General features: G+C 47.2%; 17 protein-coding genes and 2 rRNA genes. 6 read left to right on the top strand and 13 right to left on the bottom strand.

Annotation, left to right across the window (positions count from 1 at the left end):
- Positions 1-351: 351 nt before the first annotated feature.
- Together QMD66_05195 and QMD66_05190 are read right to left on the bottom strand one after the other, a co-directional pair.
- Entirely contained in the window at positions 352-1776 is a 1425-nt protein-coding gene (locus QMD66_05195; protein ID MDI6822236.1) for an ATP-binding protein, read from the bottom strand.
- Between the two features lie 3 nt (positions 1777-1779).
- Positions 1780-2454 carry a response regulator transcription factor gene (locus QMD66_05190; GenBank protein ID MDI6822235.1) on the bottom strand — a complete coding sequence of 225 codons (675 nt, stop codon included), beginning with the start codon at positions 2452-2454 and terminating at the stop codon, positions 1780-1782.
- 310 nt (positions 2455-2764) lie between these two features.
- Here QMD66_05190 and fusA point away from each other — a divergent pair, with 310 nt between their 5' ends.
- Positions 2765-4837: an elongation factor G gene (gene fusA, locus QMD66_05185; protein MDI6822234.1), complete on the top strand. Its 2073-nt coding sequence runs from the start codon at positions 2765-2767 to the stop codon at positions 4835-4837.
- On the opposite strand, the gene QMD66_05180 is transcribed toward fusA, so the two are convergent.
- A complete protein-coding gene (locus tag QMD66_05180) occupies positions 4838-5629 on the bottom strand; it encodes an HAD-IIA family hydrolase (protein ID MDI6822233.1) in 792 nt (263 codons plus the stop codon). It abuts the gene before it with no gap.
- 542 nt (positions 5630-6171) lie between these two features.
- Here QMD66_05180 and QMD66_05175 point away from each other — a divergent pair.
- Positions 6172-6708, top strand: coding sequence for a hypothetical protein (locus tag QMD66_05175; protein ID MDI6822232.1), 537 nt, complete (start codon positions 6172-6174; stop codon positions 6706-6708).
- 239 nt (positions 6709-6947) lie between these two features.
- On the opposite strand, the gene QMD66_05170 is transcribed toward QMD66_05175, so the two are convergent.
- Both QMD66_05170 and QMD66_05165 read right to left on the bottom strand, forming a co-directional pair.
- A complete protein-coding gene (locus QMD66_05170) occupies positions 6948-7100 on the bottom strand; it encodes a DUF559 domain-containing protein (GenBank protein MDI6822231.1) in 153 nt (50 codons plus the stop codon).
- Positions 7069-7179: a DUF559 domain-containing protein gene (locus QMD66_05165; protein MDI6822230.1), complete on the bottom strand. Its 111-nt coding sequence runs from the start codon at positions 7177-7179 to the stop codon at positions 7069-7071. The genes QMD66_05170 and QMD66_05165 overlap by 32 nt, the downstream gene beginning before the upstream one ends.
- A gap of 228 nt (positions 7180-7407) precedes the next feature.
- On the opposite strand from QMD66_05165, the gene QMD66_05160 reads away from it, so the two are divergent.
- A complete protein-coding gene (locus QMD66_05160; GenBank protein ID MDI6822229.1) occupies positions 7408-7701 on the top strand; it encodes a transposase in 294 nt (97 codons plus the stop codon).
- A 22-nt stretch (positions 7702-7723) separates the two neighbouring features.
- On the opposite strand, the gene QMD66_05155 is transcribed toward QMD66_05160, so the two are convergent.
- Together QMD66_05155 and QMD66_05150 are read right to left on the bottom strand one after the other, a co-directional pair.
- On the bottom strand, positions 7724-8134 hold the full coding sequence (locus QMD66_05155; protein ID MDI6822228.1) for an NUDIX hydrolase: 411 nt from the start codon (positions 8132-8134) through the stop codon (positions 7724-7726).
- Positions 8135-8149: 15 nt separating this feature from the next.
- The gene (locus tag QMD66_05150) at positions 8150-9361 is read right to left on the bottom strand and encodes a methionine adenosyltransferase (GenBank protein MDI6822227.1); all 1212 of its coding nucleotides are present in this window, start codon (positions 9359-9361) and stop codon (positions 8150-8152) included.
- 301 nt (positions 9362-9662) lie between these two features.
- Here QMD66_05150 and amrB point away from each other — a divergent pair, with 301 nt between their 5' ends.
- From amrB to QMD66_05135, 3 genes are all read left to right on the top strand, one after another.
- Entirely contained in the window at positions 9663-10505 is an 843-nt protein-coding gene (gene amrB, locus QMD66_05145; GenBank protein ID MDI6822226.1) for an AmmeMemoRadiSam system protein B, read from the top strand.
- Positions 10506-10866: 361 nt separating this feature from the next.
- Positions 10867-12198 (top strand): DUF1015 domain-containing protein, encoded by a 1332-nt coding sequence (locus tag QMD66_05140; protein ID MDI6822225.1) that lies wholly within the window; start codon positions 10867-10869, stop codon positions 12196-12198.
- A 116-nt stretch (positions 12199-12314) separates the two neighbouring features.
- On the top strand, positions 12315-12506 hold the full coding sequence (locus QMD66_05135; protein MDI6822224.1) for a DUF6485 family protein: 192 nt from the start codon (positions 12315-12317) through the stop codon (positions 12504-12506).
- Positions 12507-12519: 13 nt separating this feature from the next.
- On the opposite strand, the gene QMD66_05130 is transcribed toward QMD66_05135, so the two are convergent.
- The 6 genes from QMD66_05130 to QMD66_05105 all read right to left on the bottom strand — a co-directional run bounded on the left by QMD66_05130 (position 12520) and on the right by QMD66_05105 (position 22151).
- Complete coding sequence (locus QMD66_05130) at positions 12520-13884, bottom strand: CCA tRNA nucleotidyltransferase (protein MDI6822223.1); 1365 nt, start codon at positions 13882-13884, stop codon at positions 12520-12522.
- Positions 13885-13998: 114 nt separating this feature from the next.
- On the bottom strand, positions 13999-14913 hold the full coding sequence (locus QMD66_05125; protein ID MDI6822222.1) for a radical SAM protein: 915 nt from the start codon (positions 14911-14913) through the stop codon (positions 13999-14001).
- Positions 14914-15001: 88 nt separating this feature from the next.
- Positions 15002-15463, bottom strand: a complete 462-nt coding sequence (locus QMD66_05120; GenBank protein MDI6822221.1) for a helix-turn-helix domain-containing protein — start codon at positions 15461-15463, stop codon at positions 15002-15004.
- Positions 15464-15573: 110 nt separating this feature from the next.
- Complete coding sequence (locus tag QMD66_05115; protein ID MDI6822220.1) at positions 15574-15810, bottom strand: hypothetical protein; 237 nt, start codon at positions 15808-15810, stop codon at positions 15574-15576.
- Positions 15811-16028: 218 nt separating this feature from the next.
- Positions 16029-20393, bottom strand: a 23S ribosomal RNA gene (locus tag QMD66_05110).
- A 197-nt stretch (positions 20394-20590) separates the two neighbouring features.
- Positions 20591-22151, bottom strand: a 16S ribosomal RNA gene (locus QMD66_05105).
- The 16S and 23S rRNA genes sit together here, the layout of an rRNA operon.
- Between the last annotated feature and the right edge of the window lie 136 nt (positions 22152-22287).

The following is a 22287-nucleotide window of genomic DNA, read 5'->3' as shown; positions in this document are numbered from 1 at the left end:
TTCCTCTGAGAGGGTTCAATTCCTTCCGGCATTTACGAGGGAATTATCAAAGATGGTTTCGAAGCTTGTAACCTAGGATTAATACTTCTTGAGGATTAAGGAGAGCATAATAAAAAGGGTCAGGCCTGGAGACAACCTTGAGTGGTCTTCTGATGGGTACATTACGAGCCGGACGGTGAAAGGAGGGAAATTCTCCGACATTCATAATTGGTTGCGTCATTTATTACCTTAAGCTCCAGCCGACCCCCAAAAAATTTGGTACCTTGGCTCCAGCCGACCCCAAATATATTATTGGGGGAAAAATATTATGGAAATTTTGAAAAAATATTAAGTTTTGATTAAAAGTGGATTTTATTGATTTCTCTGTGGGGAAATCGGTAGCTCTATGGTGAATTTCGTTCCCTCACCCAGTTTGCTCTCCACATCTATGCTCCCGCCCAGGATTTCGATGATTTCTTTGCAGATGGAAAGGCCGAGACCAGCACCACCGTATTCCTTGGAACGGGATTTCTCCACGCGATAAAATCGGTCAAAGATCCTGGGTAGGTCCTCAAAGGGGATACCAACACCGGAATCTTCCACTTCCAATTGCACTTTCTTGGAATCGAGCAAGGTGGCTCTCAAGGCAATCGTTCCCCCGGATAGGGTATATTTGAAGGCATTGTCCAAAAGATTGGTCAATACCTGGTCCAAGCGATCCGAATCTGTGGTAATTTTGATATTCCCCGAAACTTGCACCTTAAATTGGATACCATCCTCATCGGCACGGGGTTGAAACTTCTCGCCGATCTGGCGCAAGAATTTTCTCAAGTCAAGGGATTTAAAACTGAGATCCAGTTGTCCAGCATCAATGCTGGATAAGGCCAATAAATCCCTTACCAATCTCACCAATCTTTTACTCTCTTGGTTGATTATTCGAAGTGAATTTTTGAAAGAATCCTCATCCTTGACTACACCATCCAGTAAGGCTTGGGAGAATCCCTCTATGGACGTGAGGGGCGTCCTTATTTCATGCGAGACGTTGGCCACAAAATCCCGCTGTGCTTGATAAGCCATTTTAACCCTTTCGGCCATGAAATTGAAGACTCTAGCCAGCCGTCCAATCTCATCCTCCGACTGCACATCGATGTATTGATCGAACCGCCCTTTTCCTATTTCACCTGCAGCTCTAGTCAATTTAAGAATGGGCTCCGATATTGAACGCGAAAGGTATAAACCGACGAATACCGAGATGAGAAAGGAGATTGCAGCTGCTCCGAGCAGGAGATTTAAGAAGGGACGCTGGGCTTCTTTTACCTCCGCAAAGGGCTTCACTATGACTAGCAAATTTTTGGATTCCCTCAAGGGAACACTGACCAATAAAACTTCCTTGCGTAATTCGGGGAGATATCTCCTCAACACCTGAGGGCTCTCTCCAGCTAAGCCCGTCACCCACTTTGGTAACTGTTGCTTTTGAATGAGTGGAGGACCCTCTGAATCGACGATGACTTCTCCTTTGGAATCGATGAAAAATATCCTTATCTTTGTCAGCTTGGCATAGGCGGATAGAAATTTGTGGATCCTTACTCTATGTATCCCAAGCCAGGGGTTCTGACCCTCTAATATTGCTTCCACTTCACGACCGAGGGTAACAGCTTGATTCGTTAGTTCTTTTCCCTGAGTTCGAACGGTGTAACTCACCAGAAATTGGTAGAAAAGTAGACTCGCGATACCCAAGGAGAGAAAAAGAACAAAAACATAGGAGAAAATAACTCGAGAGCGAAGGGACTTAAACATCTTTCACTTCCCTTTAAACCTATATCCGACGCCCCATATCGTTTCGATAAAGCGAGAGCCCTCATCACCCAGCTTTTGTCGCAGATGACGAATGTGAACATCCACCGTGCGAGCTCCACCAAAGAAATCATATCCCCACACCTTCTGAAGGAGACGCTCTCTTGAATAGACGATGCCAGGATTTGAAGCCAGTTCTTTTAATACATCGAATTCCGTGGAGGTGAGATCGATTTTCTTTCCGGCCAAGCTTACCTCCCTTTTATCGATATCTATGGTCAAATCCCCGAAGCTGAGAGGAGATTTTGGCGCTGGGCCGCGAACCCTCCGGAGCACCGCTTTGACTCGAGCCACGAGCTCCCGAGGACTAAAGGGCTTGGTCAGGTAGTCATCGGCTCCCAATTCCAGCCCCACGACCTTATCGACCTCCGACACCTTTGCGGTGAGCATGATGATGGGGACATCCGACTCCTTTCTTATCCGACGACATACCTCCCAACCATCCATTCCCGGAAGCATAATATCCAAGATGATCAATGAAGGCTGGAAGGATTTAAAGGTCTTTAAGGCCTCTTCGCCATTGATGGCGCCCCTAACCGTGAAGCCTTCATTGGTCAAGTAAAGCTTCACCAACTCCACGATATTCTGCTCATCATCGACCACTAAAATTGCTTCCTTCACCTTCGCTTTAACCCCTTGTAATGCTAAAAAGAGTATAACATATCGTGTCGATCCGTTCAGATTTTAACCCGCGAACTCTTTTTCTTGTGGTAATATTTCGGCTTTTTCATAAAAATGATAAATACTCGCAGCTGAAACTCTCCCTCTAGCACTTCCTCAACAGAGATATGGAACATGTACAAAAGGTTTATTATATTGTAGAAGATATATTGTGGGTGGGATTATATTATTGTAGGTTTGGGATTATATATTACTAGATATCTGAAATTATGATCCATGCATGATATATTATTAGCAGAAAAAGGAGGAGATGGTATTGAAAAAATATTCCACCGAAAGGATAAGAAATATCGCCATCATTGCCCATGGAGGAACTGGAAAGACTTCCTTGACCGAAGCGATGCTTTACACCTCGGGAGCCATTAGCAAGATGGGAAGCGTTGACAGTGGCAGCGCGGTCACCGATTACGATCCCGAAGAGATCAAAAGGAAGATATCGATAAATGCTGCACTTGCTCCCTGTGAATGGAAAAATCACAAAATCAACATAATAGATACACCGGGATACGCTGATTTCATCGGCGAGGTTATAAGCGCTCTGCGCGTGGCGGATGGCGCGATAATCGTCGTTTGCGCCGTATCAGGGGTAGAAGTGCAAACGGAGAGAGTCTGGCATCTCGCGGATGAGTATGATTTACCCCGCCTGGTTTTCATCAATAGGATGGATAAGGAGAACGCCGATTTTTATCAAGCGATGGATGTTGTCAAGGAGACCTTCGGCGTTAATGTAGCTCCCGTCCAATTGCCGCTTGGGAAAGAAAGCGGATTCAAGGGGGTTATAGACCTAATCAAAATGACCGCGGTCTTTTCCGATGGCAAATCCAAGGAAGAAGAAATCCCCGCGGATTTAAAGGCAGAAGCCGAAAAATATAGGGAGAAACTGATCGAATCCGTGGTCGAAGCCGATGACAAGCTCCTGGAGAGATATCTTGAAGGTGAGGAATTAACCGAAGAGGAGATAAGAACGATTCTAAAGACAGCTACATTGAACCGAACCGTTGTGCCAGTTCTCTGCGGCTCAGCTCTTAAAAACATTGGAATATTGTCGCTTCTGGATACCATAGTGGAGATAATGCCCTCGCCGATGGAGGGGCGCGAAATCAAAGGGGTCAATCCCAAAACGCAGAAGGAAGAGATCAGAAAACATAGTGAAAAGGAGCCTCTAACAGCTTTAGTTTTTAAAAGCGTTGCCGACCCTTATGTGGGCAAACTAACTTTCCTCCGAGTGTATTCAGGAGTGCTTCACGCCGACTCCGCAGTCCATAATGCATCAAGAGGCAAGAGGGAAAGAATAGGACATCTTTTCTTCATGCAAGGCAAGAATCAGATCGAAACTAGCGATGTCCCAGCGGGGGACATCGCAGCCGTGCCAAAACTCAACGAAACATTCACCGGTGATACCTTATGCGACGAAGGTAAGCCCATAAAACTACAACCGCCAACCCTACCTGAACCCATGATTTCCGTGGCCATCGAGCCAAAAACCAAGGGCGACGAGGAAAAGTTGAGCACCTCTCTTATGAGATTGGCTGAGGAGGATTTGACCTTAAGGGTCCGCCGTGATCACGAAACCAGGCAGACCATAGTCTCCGGAGTGGGGGATATGCATTTGGAGGTGACCATTGATCATCTGCGCAGAAAATTCGGGGTAGAAGCCACTTTGTCTACACCAAAAATACCCTATAAAGAAACGGTTCTCGCCTCAGCCAGAGCACAGGGAAAATACAAGAGACAAACGGGAGGTCGTGGACAATATGGTGATGCCTGGATTGAGGTCGAACCGCTACCTCGTGGTGCTGGATACGAATTTGTCGACAAAATTGTGGGAGGCGCCATTCCCAAGCAATACATCCCCGCCGTTGAGAAGGGGCTCAAAGAAGCTTTGGAAGGAGGAGTACTTGCGGGCTATCCCGTGATAGATGTCAAAGTGACTGTATACGATGGTTCCTTCCACCCCGTGGACTCCTCAGATATGGCCTTCAAGATTGCGGGTTCGATGGCGCTAAAAAAGGCGGTACTTGGGGCAAATCCGATCCTCCTTGAACCCATCATGAAAGTGGAAGTGATAGTTTCAGAGGAATATATGGGTGACGTCATCGGTGACTTAAGCGGGAAACGAGGAAAAATTCTGGGGATGGAACCTCGCGGACGCAATCAGGTGATTAAAGCCCTCGTCCCCCTGGCGGAAATAGCGAAATATGCAACTCAACTGAGATCCATAACCCACGGAAGAGGTACCTATGGAATGGAATTCTCTCACTATGAGCAAGTACCGGGGGATATCGCTCAAAAGATAATCGAGGAGGCAAAGAGGGAAGAATAATTAGAACAATTCCCAAATTCCTTTCAAGGTGTAGTCGGGTTTAATGCCGGATTTTTCCAACATCTCCCGGGAAGTCACACCCGTGAGAACTAGGATCGTTTTTATCCCCGCTCTCTTTCCAGCCAAGATATCGCTATCCAGTCTATCCCCTATGAGCACCGTCTTTTGGGGTTTTCCATCGAAAAGAGCCAAAGCCACTTCGACCATGTATTTTTCAGGCTTTCCTATAATCTTGGCTTTCTTGCCCGTAGCAACCTCGATGGAAGCAATTATCGCTCCCCCTCCAGGCCACAAGCCTTCGCCGCTGGGAAAAGTCTTATCGTAATTGGTACCAATGAAGATTGCACCACCATTGATCGCCAGGGTAGCAACCTTCATCTTTTCATAATTAAAATTTGTATCCCAGCCAACGATGACGAAATGAGCATTCCTTCCGCTATCGGTGGTAAGTAGCTCCAATCCGATGGATTTAATCTCCCACTCAAGGCCAGGTCCACCTATGACAAAGGCAGTTTTCCCCTTCAATCGGTGATGTTTTTTGAGATACATCGCCGTTGCAGCGGCTGATGTTAGAATCCGTTCCGGACTCGCTTGAATTCCCATGGATGAAAGCTTCTCCACATAATATTCGGGGGTGTAATAGGAGTTGTTCGTTAAGAAAAGGATGGACTTGCCGGCGGATTTCAGATAATTTATGACCTCCTTAGCCCCAGGAATGGAACTGTCCTGCAGATAGATCACTCCATCCATATCGAATATAAAATTTTGGAACATCTCCACGAACTTTGCCATCTAAACCCGCCCCCAAATTCCCTTTTATCGAACTTTAACTCTTCAAATTTTAGCTTAATCGATCATATATAGCTATTATTCAGTCAAATCTTTTAAGTTTTTCCACATGGTGAAAAGTTCCCCATTAGAACAAAAAATTATTTTTCGAAAACCCTGATGAAATCCAAAACTTGTTGCCTCATGTAAAAATATATTCGAAATGATCATTCGTTGCCTCATCAAAAATAGCCTCTGCGGTTTGTGGTTCTTCAGCTGCAGGTATCATGCCACTCTATCGCCTATATAATGGGCGTGATCATTTCTACACCACAATTGGAACGAAGTAATCTTTGCCACGAGTGTGGGTTATAATTATGAGGGAATAGTCTGTTATGTGAAATAAAAAACTCAAGGAGAGGATCATTAAATGACTGGGAAGCAGAAAATCCTTGTCTTGGTGATTTTGATAGTACTAGCGAGTGTTTTGATCGGAGTGATTGTAGCCCCAAAGTTACTTAAGACTCAGAAAGTTTCAATAGTCTCGCGTGCATTATGGAAAAAAAATGGATTTTCCGGATATTGTGAAGGAATCCGATATAATCATTAAAGGTAAAGTGGTTGAGATTTTGCCCAGTGTGGAAGAAAAACCAGTTATCGTTACAAGTGAGGAGGATGCCAAAAAGGCAGCAGAAAAAGGTGAAACATGTATATTCATTGTATCCAATGAGAAAGAAAAAGAAGCTGCCAAAAGATATTCAAGTATTATCTACACCGATAAAATTATCAAAGTTGAGAAATATCTAAAGAACCCCCAAAGCAAAAATAAAATCATTGTTCGTGAAGAGGGGGGAAAGATTGGTGATAAAGAGGTAGTAGTTGCTGGCATAACTCCTCTAAAACTCGGAGACTATATAATCCTTTTCTTAAAGAAAATCCCTCTAAAAAACGTATATTTTATTAAGGGAGGACCTCAAGGACAGTACTTTATACAGAAAGATTTAGCTGTGTGTAAAGGAATTGAAACAAAAAAGGTAAGCGAACTTGAAGCGGAGATAAAAGACCCCCTAAAGTTGACATTCCCTTTGAGACCCATTCGGTGAATCCGAATGGGTTTTTCTTTTTATGGAACATTTGGTGCGCCTCGATCGTCTAAACGGGGGAATTGAATATATTTGAAAGGAATCCAAATGGGTATCAAAAATTTGGTTCTTCTCCATTTTTAGTGGATACTCTTTTTCTCTCCTTTGATGGGAGCATATCTTTTTGTTTCCCCTCCCTCGATGGGAGAAATCTTTTTTGTCTTCCCCTCCCTTGATGGGAGGGGATTGAGGGGAGGGTGCTACGAAGAATTTTCCCTTATCATCTCCAATACTCCCTCGATATTTTCAAGAATCTCATTGTCCCAAAATCTTAGAACCTTAAAGCTTTGGTTTCGGAGCCACCTATCCCTTTGGATATCTTCATCCTTTTCCCTTTTGATGTTGTCCACCATCGACCTCTACTACAATCCTTCTCTCAAGACAAACAAAATCTACATATACTCGCCAGCGTATTAGTGGACACTTTTTCAATTATAACTTAGTATTGATATCTCATAGGTGATGTCCTAAAATTCCTGTAAAAATAGAGGGGCTTCGGTCACATTTTATTGATTCCAAAACCAAGAAGAAAGGAGACCGAAGTCCTATGAAAAAGGTGCCACCGAGCAAGAGAATTCGCAAGGAGCTAAAGGAAATCTTAGAGGAAGGAGTGATGGAGGAAATCTTTTGAGCGAGTTTCTTTTGAAAGGAATGTAGCTTATGATGCAGGAGCTTTTAGAAGCCGAGGTAACCGAGTTTCTGGAGAGGGAGCACTACGAAAGGAGAAAGGAAGGGCCTCACAGAGGATACAGAAATGGTTATGAGCCATCGAAGGTAAAGACCGCTGAAGGAGAGGTAAAAATGGAGCTTCCTCAGGTAAGAGACGCCGCAGGGCTCTTCTTTTCCAAACTAAAGGAGTTCTTCAGGGGAAATACCGATTGCCTGGAGAAACTCACCACGGAGATGTTTGCCAGAGGCTTATTCTCCGCGAGTGAGCAAAGTAAAGCATGGTGAGAACTTAGGTAGATCTGCCATACTAGAATTTGGGGAAAAGTGTCGATAATAATTCACGAAGGGGCTCGGTGAGTTCAAAATCCTTTAAATCCTTGAAGGGAACCCACTTCGCTTCCATCGCATCCGAACCTGCTTCGACATCAAAGTTGAGAGGTTTAGCGAGGTAGTCGATGAGAATATAATGGTGGAGAGTTCCTTTACCATCTTTGATGATGTGGTCAAAAACCCCCACTAACTCGGTTATTTCCACATTTATGTTGGTTTCCTCTCGGACCTCTCTCTTCAGCGCCTGATGCAGAGTCTCCCCGAATTTTACTCCCCCACCGGGTATCGACCAAATACCCTTCGATGGCTCCTTGCCTCTTCTCACCAAAAGCATGGAATCACCGCGTTTGACTACAGCTCCCACAGCGGGAATGGGATACCTTTTCACAGAAAATCACCCAACCTAGCAGACCTTATATTTTCCCTTAGCCAGATCGTTGCAGAACTCATCGATCTTTGATAATTCGAAATCCATTACCTCCCTAACCTTCTTGGACACTGGATCGAAGGAAACCCCCCGTTCTAGGATGAGCTGAGCAGAGGCAATCTTCGGCTGATCTATGGCCATGCCTATCTGGCTACATAGCCAGACATATACCTCCCTTATCCCCGACACTTCTTGATGGATAGTATTTGCGATCTTGTGTGTGAGGATATTATATATTTTCCCCACATGACTCACGGGATTTTTCCCCGCTGCAGCCTCCGTGCCCATGGGTCTGTTTAGGGCAATTACTCCATTTACCCGGTTTCCTCGACCGACTTCACCGGAATCTCCATCCTCGGCTGAAGTGCCCAGAACGGATAGATACATGCCACCCATTCCCCTACCCTTTTTATCCAGGGTATTGAGATAGACGCGGATCGCCTTAAGGGAAGCGCGTTTCTCTTTGACGAATTCCTCTATGACTTCCTGCATCTCATCTTTCCTTCGGAAGTAGGATTCTTCGCTGTGGACAAATCTGTCGATTTGTGGCATGGCGATGGTCAAATGCAAATTCTTTTTCTCCCTGTAGCCCATGACCTTGATATCCTCGCCCGACTCCGGGAACATCTCCTTAAATCGGGGGGAATTTAAGAATTTCTCGGTTTCAAGGACAATTTTCTCGGTATCAGTGAGAGGAGCATAGCCAACGGCAGCCGATGTATCGTTCGCTCCCAATAGTCCCTTCCTTCTCCTAAATATATCAATTAGCTCGGGGGAGCCGGGTTTGAGCTCAACCTTGTAAACCACATGTTTATCGGGATCGACAAATCTGAGATTTTCCCTGAACCATCTCTTCGCGGTCTCCACCGCTATTTCCACCACGGGTATCCTCTCTCCATCGACTTCAAAGGTGGCTCTGTCGCCGACGATCAGTTGCATGGGCTCCAGAACCCTTCCTCCCTCCAATCTATTCTCGACCTTGCCGGCAACGAGCAAGCCCTTATCCACATTATGATGCATGATATTCCCGAATCTTTTGACATACTCCCAAGAGAAAGCAATGGAAATCTCCTCCATTACGGCATCGCAAATATAATCGGGGTGACCAATGCCCTTTCTCTCCACGATTTCCACTTGATGTTCGGATACCGGTGTCTCCTTCATGCTCTCAATTAAGATGTTCCTCATCTCCCCTTCCCCCTTTAGATAAATAATTGCAAATTTTTTATCCTTTTTGAATTTGAAATACTCTCTCGCACCAGTAAATTGGTATCCTCATTAAATTGCCTTTAGACTAATCAGCAGCATAGAAATTTGCTGCAGAACCCCGCTTATTATAACAAAAGATTACAGATCCCTCGTCTCAAATATTTTCATTCCAAAAGAATATATGTTTCAAAAGGAAAATGGAAGAATTTTGACGAAAACTTAGGATGGAAACCAACCAAAAATAAGGGTTTTACCCAAAGCCGATAACAGGAGGTTCGCAATGAAACCCATCAGAAAACCCGCCGTGGCCGGGTTGTTTTATCAAGCAGATCCCGATGATTTAAGAACACAGCTTGAGGATTGCTTCTTAAATCCCCTTGGTCCAGGGAGTCTACCCCAAGTTAATCCCAAAGGAGAACATAGGATCATTGGTCTTATAAGCCCACATGCCGGATATATGTATTCCGGACCCATCGCCGCCCATGGGTTTCACCGCCTGGCCCGGGATCAAGAAACTAAGCTAGCGATAATTTTAGGTCCCAATCACTCCGGTATTGGCTCCCCCGTGGCCATAAGCAAGAGGATCTGGAATATGCCTTTAGGCTCCGTGGAAATCGATTCCAAAGTAGCTCAAGAAATTGAATCTCCTGTAATTAATGAGGATGAAATGGCTCACATCCGAGAACATTCCATCGAAGTTCAATTGCCCTTCCTCCAATATCTTTATGGCGCTCGTTTCAAATTCGTCCCCATATGTATGCTGGATCAGAGTCTGGAAACGAATTTAAAGGTGGGAGAGATTCTAGCCGAAGCGCTGAGCGAGAAAGAGGCCATCATCATTGCCAGCACGGACTTCACCCACTATGAGCCTCACAGTCAGGCCCAAAGAAAAGACAAAGAAGCTCTGCAAGCTATCCTAGAATTGGATCCCCACAAGTTGAATGGCGTAGTCAAAAATCTTTCCATTACTATGTGTGGAACAGGTCCGGTTATGGCCATGCTCACCGCGTGCAGAATCCTCGGAGCCAAGAAAGCCAAACTCATCTCCTATGCAACATCGGGCGATGTTACAGGGGATTTTGGTGCCGTGGTTGGATATGCCTCCCTCGCAGTCCTCAAATGAGATACAGATGGACTATTAACGAGTTAGGTTAACACTTTTGACATTTTAAGGAGGGTAAGTGTTAAGAAAGTGTCGGAGCCTCGCCCATGAAAACCTTTAAAACATACTCAGAGTTTTGTAGCGAGGCGAGACCCGAGCAGCCCCGAAGGACTCGTTTCACTCGCCAACGGGGTAAACGGCCGTAACTGCGCCTGCCCCGTAGACGCGACAGCGCCCTTGACGCATGACTCTTGACTGATCTTAAATTCATATTGCTTAAGACCGGTAGGCTAACTTAAAATTAAAAGCATGCAAGTGGGAACTGTAACGGAGATCCTACGGGAAAATTCCATTATTATTTCTGATGGGAGGACTTGTCTTTTTGGCTGAAATCAGAGCTTTTAAAGGGATTCTCTACAACGAAGAAAAGGTGAATTTAGAGCGAGTTGTAGCTCCACCCTATGACGTAATTTCTCCAAGAGAACAGGGAAAATACTACAATCTCAGTGAGTATAATGTAATTCGCCTAATACTGGGGAAAGAGTATCCCGGTGACAATGCAGTCAACAACAAGTACACACGAGCAGCAACCTTTTTCCAGGGGTGGTTGAGGGAAGGGGTGTTGCGAGAGGATGAAAAGCCTGCAATCTACCTTTACCAGCAGGAATATTCCCTACCTGCCTGCCGGCAGGCATGGAAAACCGGGGAAAGAAAAAGGAGAATGGGATTCATTGCTTTAGCTAAATTGGAGGATTTTGACAACGGGAAGATATTTCCCCACGAAAGAACAGAGTCCAAAACCAAGATCGATCGATTGAACCTGCTTAGAGCATGTAAGGCTCATTTCTGCCAAATCTTAGCTTTATATTCCGATCCACGAGGGGGTATCGATCACATCTTAGAGGCTAAAGCGAAAGAGCAACCGATAATCGATGTAAGGGACGAAGATGGCGTAAGGCATAAATTGTGGAGGATAAACGAACAAAAAACGATAGATAAAATAGTCCAAATAATCAAGGACAAAGAACTTTACATAGCCGATGGTCACCATCGATATGAAACTGCTCTCAACTTCAGAAATGAGATGAGGAAAAAATTTCCGGAATTAACAGAGGTTTACGACTATGTCATCATGATGCTCGTGAACATGGATGGTGAGAAACTAACGATTTTGCCCATCCATAGAGTGGTAAGAAATATAAAGGAACTTAATTTCCACAGGCTTCTACAAAAGATCGAGGAATTCTTTGATCTTCAAATACTGCAATTCAACCGAGCGAATGAAACGATGCAGAGAGAGAAATTCCTTGAAAAATTGAGGGAAAAGCGAAAGGATCGCGCGTTTGGGATGTATTGGGGCGATAAATACTACCTGCTGACGGCACGTGAGGAAAAAACCATCGATGAGATATTGGGTCCCGGCCATTCAGCGGAGTGGAAAAAATTGGATGTAATCATCCTTCATAATCTATTGTTCGGCCGTATATTGGGTCTTAAAAAAACAGATCTTGAGGATAGCATCAAATACACCATCCATGAAGAAGAGGCAATTGAGCTCATAAATCGAGGAGAATATCAGATTGCATTCTTCCTCAATCCAACCAAAATTAACCAGATTAAGAAGATAGCCAACAATCGTGAAATAATGCCACAAAAGTCCACGTTCTTCTACCCAAAACTTCTTTCGGGTCTTGTTATGTATAAACTCGAATGAAAAGGGGTAAGGGATAAGGGAGAAGTCTAGAGGGATAAAAGATAGGAAAAGAATTTCCCCCTCTAGACTCTTGGCTCATCCCTCATCCCTTCATAAATGTAAAGGGAGGTTAAAAAATGGAGTGCAAGCGGGAGGAAAATATGAATAATTGTACCTGTACCTACGAACCCTGTGAACGAAAGGGTATTTGCTGCGAATGTATAGCTTATCATAGGAAAAATCGACAGCTCCCAGGGTGTCTTTTCCCTTCGGACGTGGAAAGAACTTACGATAGATCCCTCGAGAGATTCCTTTCAGCCTTCAAGTAAAGAGATTCCAAAATTATAATTCGCTCCGCTCACTCGTCCACTTCCTCAAGAACTCGTAGGCTTCCTCTTTCGTGGCGATGATGCCATCGAGCTTGGCTTCAAGCAAGGCATTTAAGGCTTCTCCAACGAGAGGACCCGGGGAAATATTGAGGAACTCCATGACTTCGTATCCATTAAGAGGCGGTCTGATCTTTGCGGATTCCTCCTTCGCCTCAAGCTCCTTGATTCTGTTCTCCAATTCCTCGAGCAAAGCCAGGGCTTCTTTGGTTCTCTTGGGATCCTTGCTTGTGCAATCCGCTTTTATCAATGCAAGCAGTTTCGGCAGTAATTCTCCGGCATCCCTGACAAATTTTCGAATCGCTTTATCCGTCCAACCTTGGCGATAGGTATAAGCCCGCATGTGCATCCTCACCAGTTTAACGACTTCCTCGACCTCCTTACCACGATATTTGAGCTGTTTAAGTCTTCTTTCAGCCATGTGAGCGCTTACGACATCGTGACCGTAGAAGGTGATCTTATCCTCAACTATCCTTTTGCACCTTGGTTTTCCGATATCATGCAACAAGGCGGCTAAACGGAGGGTTAAATCGGCTTCCACTCGACCAACAACCTGGAAAGTGTGCTCTAAAACATCCTTATGATCATACTCCGGATCCAGAGCCATCTTCAAAGTCAACAATTCAGGGGCGATTTCCTCCATGAGACCCGTATCGACCATCAGTTGCAGAGCACTGGTGAGCTTGTTGCCCATGAGAATCTTCGAAAATTCATCCCTGATTCTCTCTCTAGAGACTATGGAGAGTTGAGAACGGTAAGTGATCATGGCCTCTTTGACTTCCGGGGCTACATGCATCTCCAGAGTAGCTACAAAGCGTACTGCTCTTAACATACGCAATGGGTCATCAAGAAAGCTCTGGCTGGGCGTGACAGGTGTCCTCAAAAGTTTTTTTCGCAAATCATCTTTGCCGCCGAAGGGGTCGATGAGCTCTCCTTGGGGCAATTCCAGAGCCATGGCATTGATGGTGAAATCACGACGGGAAAGATCGGTCATTATATCCGTGGAGAAACTAACCTTTGGGTGGCGGTCAGGTTCGGGATAAACCTCACGGCGCAGGGTGGTTATCTCAGCTTTGATATCATTTTTAACCACGCCGACCGTGCCAAATTTCACCCCCACCAACCACATCCCATCAGCCCACTTTCTCACGATCTTGATGACCTCCTCTGGTGGAGCATCCGTGGCAAAATCAAAATCCTCATGAAATTCGCCGAGAAAAGCATCACGCACACTTCCTCCGACCAGATACAGCTTTCTGTGAGCATGCCCAAAGAGGGAGCTCAATTCCTTAACAACTGGGTGCTGAAGAGCTGTAAGAATGTTACCCCCACTGAAAAATGCCTTATTTATGGCTCATCCCTCCTGCAAGATATTCTCGTTGCTCCGCTTTCAGGGACATATCAAAAGATTTGAGAACATCAATAATATAGAGCTCTACACAGTGATTCCGTCAAGCCTCCTTAAGCTAGCCTCAAACGCTTCATTCACCGCATCTTGAAATTCCTTAAGGGTTATAGGGCGGTTTAGGGGAGGATATTTGTGAGCCTGACCACAGGGTCGATATTGATCCATTACATTTACGTAGGTGTTGGGCGAAATTTCTTGGGCTAAAAATCTCATGATCTCCCTCGTTCCCGCCAGACCATCGGGAAGTACCAGATGTCGCACTAAAAGCCCCCGTTGGGCGATACCATCTTCATCCAATACCAGATCGCCCACTTGCCGGTGCATCTCGCGTAGAGCAGCTTTGGCAACCTCAGGATAATCCCTTGCCTTGGAAAATCTTTTAGCCACTGCGGGGTGGGCATATTTAAAATCAGGCATGTAAATATCAAAGACACCATCCAAGAGTTTTAGGGTTTCGACGCGCTCGTAGCCACCGGAATTATAGACCAAGGGAACAGAGAGCCCTCCCTCGATAGCATAGGGTAAAGCCGCCAAAATCTGGGGAACTACATGAGTAGGGGTGACAAAGTTTATATTGTGGCAACCGATCTTCTGCAGATAGAGCATCATCTTAGTAAGTTCATCGATGCTAACCTCGGATCCCTCACCGAGGTGACTTATCTCATAGTTCTGGCAATAAACGCAAAGTAGGTTGCAAAATGTCAAAAAGATCGTCCCTGAACCGTGCCTTCCAACAAGGGGTCTCTCCTCGCCAAAATGCGGATGATAGCTGGAAACCATGGGTAATTTACCAACCTGGCAAACTCCCTTCTCACCAGCAAGTCTATTTACCCCGCACTGACGAGGGCAGATTTTGCACCCTTTTAAGATTTCGTAAGCCTTCTCGACCCTTTTTCTGAGTTCGTTGATTTCATGTAATTTTATGTAACTTGGGACGAACAAATTTCTTTTCTCCTATAAAAATCTTTTCCACCTGCCGGCAGGCGGGCTTTTGCAAAAGTTCAAAGAAGAGCAATTACAATGGTAGCAATTAAAATTCGATATCTGGGACGATATCCCCATAATATATCCCTGAGGGTAGAACCTCTATTCTTTTTGGCTCACGCACATCTTGCTCTAAGGCATCGTATATGATTTTCAATCTGTCAGTTAATTCAATCTCTCTATCCCTCAAGTATTCAGGCGAGATATAAAGCTCAAAAAAGAATGAATCACCCTTCGAAGAGGAGATATAAAAGAAGGAAGGATTTTGTGTTCCTAATTCAGAGAGTTTACAAATCTCAACCTTAAACTCCGTTCCGCCTCTGGAATGGTATGCAAACTTTCTTTTGCTAGCCTCAACCCATTTTTCCAGATCTCTTTTGGGAATGCGATACTCCCCACCAACCTTAAGAGCTCGTATCTTTCCTCGCGTGCAATAAGTCCTAACGGTCTCTGGTTTAAGATTCAAAAGAGCCGCCACTTGGTTTACGGTATAAACCTTATCGCTCATCAATTCACCTCCTCAATAATTGAAGTCTAACATATTATCGCCAGGACATGAATTTTTATACCTCATCTCCCATGGTAGAAACCAATTTCTCAATATCCAATGGCCGGGGTTTAGTTTTCCCGTCTTCTGCTTAATTCGTGGAATGTAAGCCACATCCCGAGGGCTAACTCCGCAGCAGCCAAAGCCCGCACAAGACCGGGCGAGGCACTCAAATTGTCCAGAAGGTCATTGTAGTCCGCAGGGGCCCAGTCAAATTTCCAAAGCTTAAGATAGCTTTTAGGAGTTATAAGGCAAACGAGCCCCTCACCACACATTGCCAGACCCAGTATCAACAATAATTTTCTCATCTTCATCCCAACTCATTTTCTCACTATACGATAACCCTGGCAGTTTGCTATGTCAAACGGAGGAATCAAAAACAAACTAATAGGCTTGAGCAATAAAATTAGGGGAGATCATCCTTCTGACGACCTCCCCTGAACCAATCTTTCAAACAATCGACTATGGACTATCGTCCATCGACTACCTATTTGCACCCTCAAAACTACATAGCGGTCATCGAGTAAAAGTCAAGTCCTCGACCTATTAGTACCACTCGGCTCAACCCATTGCTGGGCTCACACCTGTGGCCTATCAACCAGGTAGTCTACCTGGGGTCTTACTCCTAAGGATGGGAGACCTAATCTTGGAGTGGGCTTCGCGCTTAGATGCCTTCAGCGCTTATCCCTTCCGAACATAGCTACCCAGCGATGCCCTTGGCAGAACAACTGGTACACCAGAGGTCCGTTCGTCCCGGTCCTCTCGTACTGGGGACGACTCTCCTCAAGTCTCCTGCGCCCGCAACGGATAGGGACCGAACTGTCTCACGACGTTCTAAACCCAGCTCGCGTACCGCTTTAATCGGCGAACAGCCGAACCCTTGGGACCTTATCCAGCCCCAGGATGCGATGGGCCGACATCGAGGTGCCAAACCTCCCCGTCGATGTGGACTCTTGGGGGAGATGAGCCTGTTATCCCCGGAGTACCTTTTATCCGTTGAGCGACGGCCATTCCACGCTGAGCCGCCGGATCACTAGGTCCGACTTTCGTCCCTGCTCCCCATGTACGGGTCGCAGTCAGGCTCCCTTCTGCCCTTACACTCAACGCGCGATTGCCGACCGCGCTGAGGGAACCTTTGAGCACCTCCGTTACCATTTGGGAGGCGACCGCCCCAGTCAAACTGCCCACCTAACATTGTCCCCAAACAGGATAACTGTTAGGGTTAGAACCCCACTACGACAAGGGTGGTATCTCAAGGGCGGCTCCACCCCGACTGGCGTCGGGGCTTCACTGCCTCCCACCTATCCTGCACATGCCGCAGCAAAGTCCAATGTCAAGCTACAGTAAAGGTTCACGGGGTCTTTCCGTCCAGTTGCGGGTAACTCGCATCTTCACGAGTAGTACAATTTCGCCGAGCCCCTCGTCGAGACAGCGCCCAAGTCGTTACGCCTTTCGTGCAGGTCGGAACTTCACATTGCTCCCCTGTTACCAGAGGTGTAGACTATACCTTTATCTTGGTTCGGGGGTATTTCTTCTTGCCTGAAGTGTTCATTTCTGATGCAAGTTCAGCAATCTTATTAAGACCCTTTGGCATCAGATGCTCTCTCCTATTCATCATCCGGCATATCTCCGCAAATATCTCAAAATCGCATTGTTTACTAGAGATGAGCGGATATAGCTCAGAATGTGGGGATGACCTTCGCTACCAGTTCCGGAATACTTCTGACTTCATATTTTACCGTCTTATCCGATCCCCCAAATCTTAATTGTTCCACAACCGAACTGGTTCTTAAACAACTCCAAAATCTCAGCACGGTCATGATTCTGACTTACAGAAAAACTAGGTCTAATGTCCCAACCAAAAGCATGTCGTTTGCTTCGATTAAAGGTCACACAGAAACATCCTTCACCATCAGCGTCGCCGGAGAGATAAGATGCGATATCCATCTCAGACCCCCAAATTCAAGATACCGGCGTGTTATAGCAACCTTAGATTTGCCAGTTGGCAGTAGCTGCTATCTCCCCTGATTTTATCAGTCGTTACAGGGCTAACCCCAACTTAATTGGGGCAGCTTCCCTCGGTATTACCCTCGCCTTCTTACAATGCGATAGGGCTTCACCGATATGAGCCGGTTTTGCTTATGGAATCTCTTCCATAAGGGGCAAGTTAGAACTTACCCGACAAGGAATTTCGCTCTGTCTGTTACTTGATGACTTCGAATCATCGGAGCGGACCGTCATTTCTGCCGGTCTCCTCCTATCGCTAGGAGGTACGGACCATATCTTCACCCAAGCTCACACCTAGGTGTCCGGCGTATGATCTCTGAGGATTCCCCCGATATATCGGGGGTCTTTCCTGCTGATCATCCCCACCGGTCGGATTGTTACCTTCTCAAGGTACCGCCGGATACACGGGACTTCCCAGCATATAGCCGGATTTTACTAAGGCAAGCACATACTAACCTTAGGACCGTTATAGTTCACCTAGTCCTCATATCGCCATGAGGGGTGGACCATATCTTCACCCTTGCTATTAGCAAGGGGCCTGGCGTATGGCCTCTGAGGATTCTAAGAACCTAGATGGGCTTCTGCGATTCATTGTTTGTCCATCTACAAAACCTACGACCCATCCAATAGCCCTTAGCCTTTCCTGCTGATTACCTGCACCCAACGCTTTATCACTCCTTGGTTACAGTCATTTTTGCATTTTAGAACAAATGTTCGTAAAAATCCAGGAGTAGCGTGAGATACTACACCCCTTTGAGGGGACAGGCTTCCCAGCATATAGCCAGGTTTTTTCCTTAGGGTTACCCCTAAGGAGCCGCAACTTTCTTACGGCCGCCGTTTACCGGGGCTTAGGTTTAGAGCTTCTCTCCCGACAAAGTCGGGAGATAACCCGTCCCCTTAACCTTCCGGCACCGGGCAGGCGTCAGCCCCTATACTTCGCCTCGCGGCTTAGCAGAGACCTGTGTTTTTAGTAAACAGTCGCCTGGGCTGTTTCTCTGCAACCTCTTCACGCTCCCCCCGTGAGGAGTTCACGCTAATGAGGCACCCCTTCTCCCAAAGTTACGGGGTCATTTTGCCGAGTTCCTTAACGAGGGTTTGCTCGATCGCCTGAGTATCCTCTACCCGCCTACCTGCGTCGGTTTACGGTACGGGCACCAAGTCGCTTGCTAGAGGTTTTTCTCGGCAGTGTGGGATCAGTCACTTCACCTAAATTGGCTCGTCATCGCACCTTAGGGTTAATATCCCGACGGATTTCCCTGTCGGGACCCCCTACGTGCTTAAACGCGGACGACCAACGCCGCGATGGCCTACCCTTCTGCGTCACCCCATCACTTCACCCCAAAGGGAACGCGACCTGGTGGCGCTGGAATATCAACCAGCTGTCCATCACCTACGCCTTTCGGCCTCGGCTTAGGTCCCGGCTAACCCTGGGCGGATTAACCTTCCCCAGGAAACCTTAGGCTTACGGCGTCCCGATTTCTCATCGGGATCTCGCTACTTATACCGGCATTCTCTCTTCCCTACAGTCCACCAAGCCTTGCGACTCAACTTCGTCCCGCAGGGAATGCTCCCCTACCCCCCGAAGTTAAGCGCTTGCGCGCATACTTCAGGGCCACAGCTTCGGTGATGAGCTTAAGCCCCGTTAAATTTTCGGCGCAGAATCGCTTGACCAGTGAGCTATTACGCACTCTTTAAAGGATAGCTGCTTCTAAGCCAACCTCCTGGCTGTCTCGGCGATTCCACATCCTTCTCCACTTAGCTCACACTTTGGGACCTTAGCTGGTGGTCTGGGCTGTTCCCCTTTTGACCATGAAGCTTATCCCCCACAGTCTGACTCCCAGGCTCTCAAGCTTTGGTATTCGGAGTTTGGCTGGGTTTGGTAACCTGTTAGGGCCCCTAGCCCAACCAGTGCTCTACCCCCAAAGCTAAACACCTGAGGCTAGCCCTAAAGCTATTTCGGGGAGAACCAGCTATCACTGAGTTTGATTAGCCTTTCACCCCTATCCACAGCTCATCCCCTGGTTTTTCAACACCAGTGGGTCCGGGCCTCCATCCCGTTTTACTGAGACTTCACCCTGGCCATGGATAGATCACTCAGCTTCGGGTCTACGCCACGCAACTAAACGCCCTATTAGGACTCGCTTTCGCTACGACTCCGGCCGATTCATCGGCCTTAACCTCGCTACGCACCGTAACTCGCCGGTTCATTCTACAAAAGGCACGCCGTCACCATATCGGCACCCAAAAGGATAACCGATAGAGGGCTCCGACTGCTTGTAAGCATATGGTTTCAGGTTCTATTTCACTCCCCTCAACGGGGTTCTTTTCATCTTTCCCTCACGGTACTAGTCCACTATCGGTCGCTGGGGAGTATTTAGCCTTAACCCGTGGTCGGGCCAGATTCCCACAGGATTTCCCGTGTCCCGTGGTACTCAGGAAACTACCGGGAGACTTAAGGATTTCGTCTACGGGGCTTTCACCCTCTCTGGCGGACTTTTCCAAGCCCTTCGACTACCCTTAAGTTTTTTAACTCCCTGGCACTTCTGCAGCAGCGCCTGGTAGCTCCTACAACCCCAGGTTGGGCAGCACCTGCAGGTTTAACACCCAACTGGTTTGGGCTGTTCCCTTTTCGCTCGCCACTACTCAGGGAATCGCACTCGCTTTCTTTTCCTCAGGGTACTAAGATGTTTCAGTTCCCCCGGTTGTCCTCCACACCCTATGTATTCAGATGTGGATAGCTCCGGTTTAGCAGAGCTGGGTTTCCCCATTCGGAGATCCCCGGATCAAAGGCTGTTTGCGCCTCCCCGAGGCTTATCGCAGCTTACCACGTCCTTCATCGATCCCAGCACCAAGACATCCACCATATGCCCTTAGTAACTTGACCTATGGATACTCGACTTCCGCTATGTAATTTTCAAGGTGCAAAAAAGCCAGCGAAGCTGGCCTATAACCGCTTTCCTGTTAAACTTCGCTTAATCCAAATAAACTAAATGAATTTTAACTTCCTGATCAAATCCTCTTGGCTCCATTTAGTTGATCTCTCAAAACTGAACAGTGTGCTGTATTTTTCATACTCCTTAGAAAGGAGGTGATCCAGCCGCACGTTCCCGTACGGCTACCTTGTTACGACTTCACCCCCCTTACCCTCCACACCTTCGGCGCCTCCCTCCCCCCGACAAGTCGGGGGGTTGAGTCAGCGACTTCGGGTGCAAACGACTCGGGTGGTGTGACGGGCGGTGTGTACAAGGCCCGGGAACGTATTCACCGCGGCATTGCTGATCCGCGATTACTAGCGACTCCGCCTTCATGAGGTCGAGTTGCAGACCTCAATCCGAACTGAGACCGGTTTTATGGGATTCGCTCCGGATTACCCCATCGCAGCCCATTGTACCGGCCATTGTAGCACGTGTGCAGCCCAGAGCATAAGGGGCATGATGACTTGACGTCATCCCCACCTTCCTCCCCGTTGACCGGGGCAGTCTCCCATGAGTCCCCAACTTAATGCTGGCAACATGGGAAAGGGGTTGCGCTCGTTGCGGGACTTAACCCAACACCTCACGGCACGAGCTGACGACAGCCATGCACCACCTGTGCTGGCTCCCCTTTCGGGGTCGCTCCCCTTTCGGATCACTACCACCAGCATGTCAAGCCCTGGTAAGGTTCTTCGCGTTGCTTCGAATTGAGCCACATGCTCCGCCGCTTGTGCGGGCCCCCGTCAATTCCTTTGAGTTTCAACCTTGCGGTCGTACTCCCCAGGCGGGGCACTTAATGTGTTAACTTCGGCACAGACCCTTAGAGAATCTACACCTAGTGCCCAACGTTTACGGCTAGGACTACCAGGGTATCTAATCCTGTTTGCTCCCCTAGCTTTCGCACCTCAGTGTCAGTCACAGCCCAGAGAGCCGCCTTCGCCACAGGTGTTCCTCCCGATATCTGCGCATTTCACCGCTACACCGGGAATTCCACTCTCCTCTGCTGGACTCTAGCCTATCAGTTTCAGATGCAAGCCTTGAGTTGAGCCCAAAGTTTTCACACCCGACTTGGTAGACCACCTACGTGCCCTTTACGCCCAGTAAATCCGGATAACGCTTGCCCCCTACGTATTACCGCGGCTGCTGGCACGTAGTTAGCCGGGGCTTCCTCTGGAGGTACCGTCAGCCCCGATAAATCGGGACCTTCGTCCCTCCTGACAGGAGTTTACAACCCGAAGGCCTTCTTCCTCCACACGGCGTCGCTGCGTCACCCTTTCGGGCATTGCGCAAGATTCCCCACTGCTGCCTCCCGTAGGAGTCTGGGCCGTGTCTCAGTCCCAGTGTGGCCGAACACCCTCTCAGGCCGGCTACCCGTCGTAGCCTTGGTGAGCCTTTACCTCACCAACTAGCTGATAGGACGCGAGCTCCTCTCGATGCAGAACCCTAACGGGAACCTTTCCTTACTCCCCATGCGAGAAGTAAAATTATCCGGTATTAGCTCCTCTTTCAAGGAGTTATCCCAGTCTTCGAGGTAGATTGCCCACGCATTACTCACCCATTCGCCGCTCCCCTGAACCTAAGCGCAATCGCATGGTTCAGGGCCGCTCGACTTGCATGTGTTAGGCACGCCGCCAGCGTTCATCCTGAGCCAGGATCAAACTCTCCATTGAAACTTTTAGCTCTCAGCCATCACTTTCACCGATGGCCAATCGCTTAATTCCTTGCTAACCCAGGGCACACTGTTCAGTTTTCAAAGATCAACCATCAAGGTATTTAACATATTAAAAACTTTACTGTCAAGCTCAA

It is taken from the genome of Actinomycetota bacterium, from assembly GCA_030018275.1.
In the GTDB taxonomy this organism is placed as follows: Bacteria; Actinomycetota; Aquicultoria; order Subteraquimicrobiales; family Subteraquimicrobiaceae; genus Subteraquimicrobium.
This window is presented reverse-complemented; position numbering and strand designations above follow the sequence as displayed.

What these genes read in the sequence shown, in the direction of transcription:
- QMD66_05195 (MDI6822236.1), bottom strand. Translation starts at nt 1,776, where the DNA reads ATGTTTAAGTCCCTTCGCTCTCGAGTTATTTTCTCCTATGTTTTTGTT.
- fusA (MDI6822234.1), top strand. Translation starts at nt 2,765, where the DNA reads ATGGTATTGAAAAAATATTCCACCGAAAGGATAAGAAATATCGCCATC.
- QMD66_05180 (MDI6822233.1), bottom strand. Translation starts at nt 5,629, where the DNA reads ATGGCAAAGTTCGTGGAGATGTTCCAAAATTTTATATTCGATATGGAT.
- QMD66_05175 (MDI6822232.1), top strand. Translation starts at nt 6,172, where the DNA reads ATGGATTTTCCGGATATTGTGAAGGAATCCGATATAATCATTAAAGGT.
- QMD66_05170 (MDI6822231.1), bottom strand. Translation starts at nt 7,100, where the DNA reads ATGGTGGACAACATCAAAAGGGAAAAGGATGAAGATATCCAAAGGGAT.
- QMD66_05160 (MDI6822229.1), top strand. Translation starts at nt 7,408, where the DNA reads ATGATGCAGGAGCTTTTAGAAGCCGAGGTAACCGAGTTTCTGGAGAGG.
- QMD66_05150 (MDI6822227.1), bottom strand. Translation starts at nt 9,361, where the DNA reads ATGAGGAACATCTTAATTGAGAGCATGAAGGAGACACCGGTATCCGAA.
- amrB (MDI6822226.1), top strand. Translation starts at nt 9,663, where the DNA reads ATGAAACCCATCAGAAAACCCGCCGTGGCCGGGTTGTTTTATCAAGCA.
- QMD66_05135 (MDI6822224.1), top strand. Translation starts at nt 12,315, where the DNA reads ATGGAGTGCAAGCGGGAGGAAAATATGAATAATTGTACCTGTACCTAC.
- QMD66_05120 (MDI6822221.1), bottom strand. Translation starts at nt 15,463, where the DNA reads ATGAGCGATAAGGTTTATACCGTAAACCAAGTGGCGGCTCTTTTGAAT.
- QMD66_05115 (MDI6822220.1), bottom strand. Translation starts at nt 15,810, where the DNA reads ATGAGAAAATTATTGTTGATACTGGGTCTGGCAATGTGTGGTGAGGGG.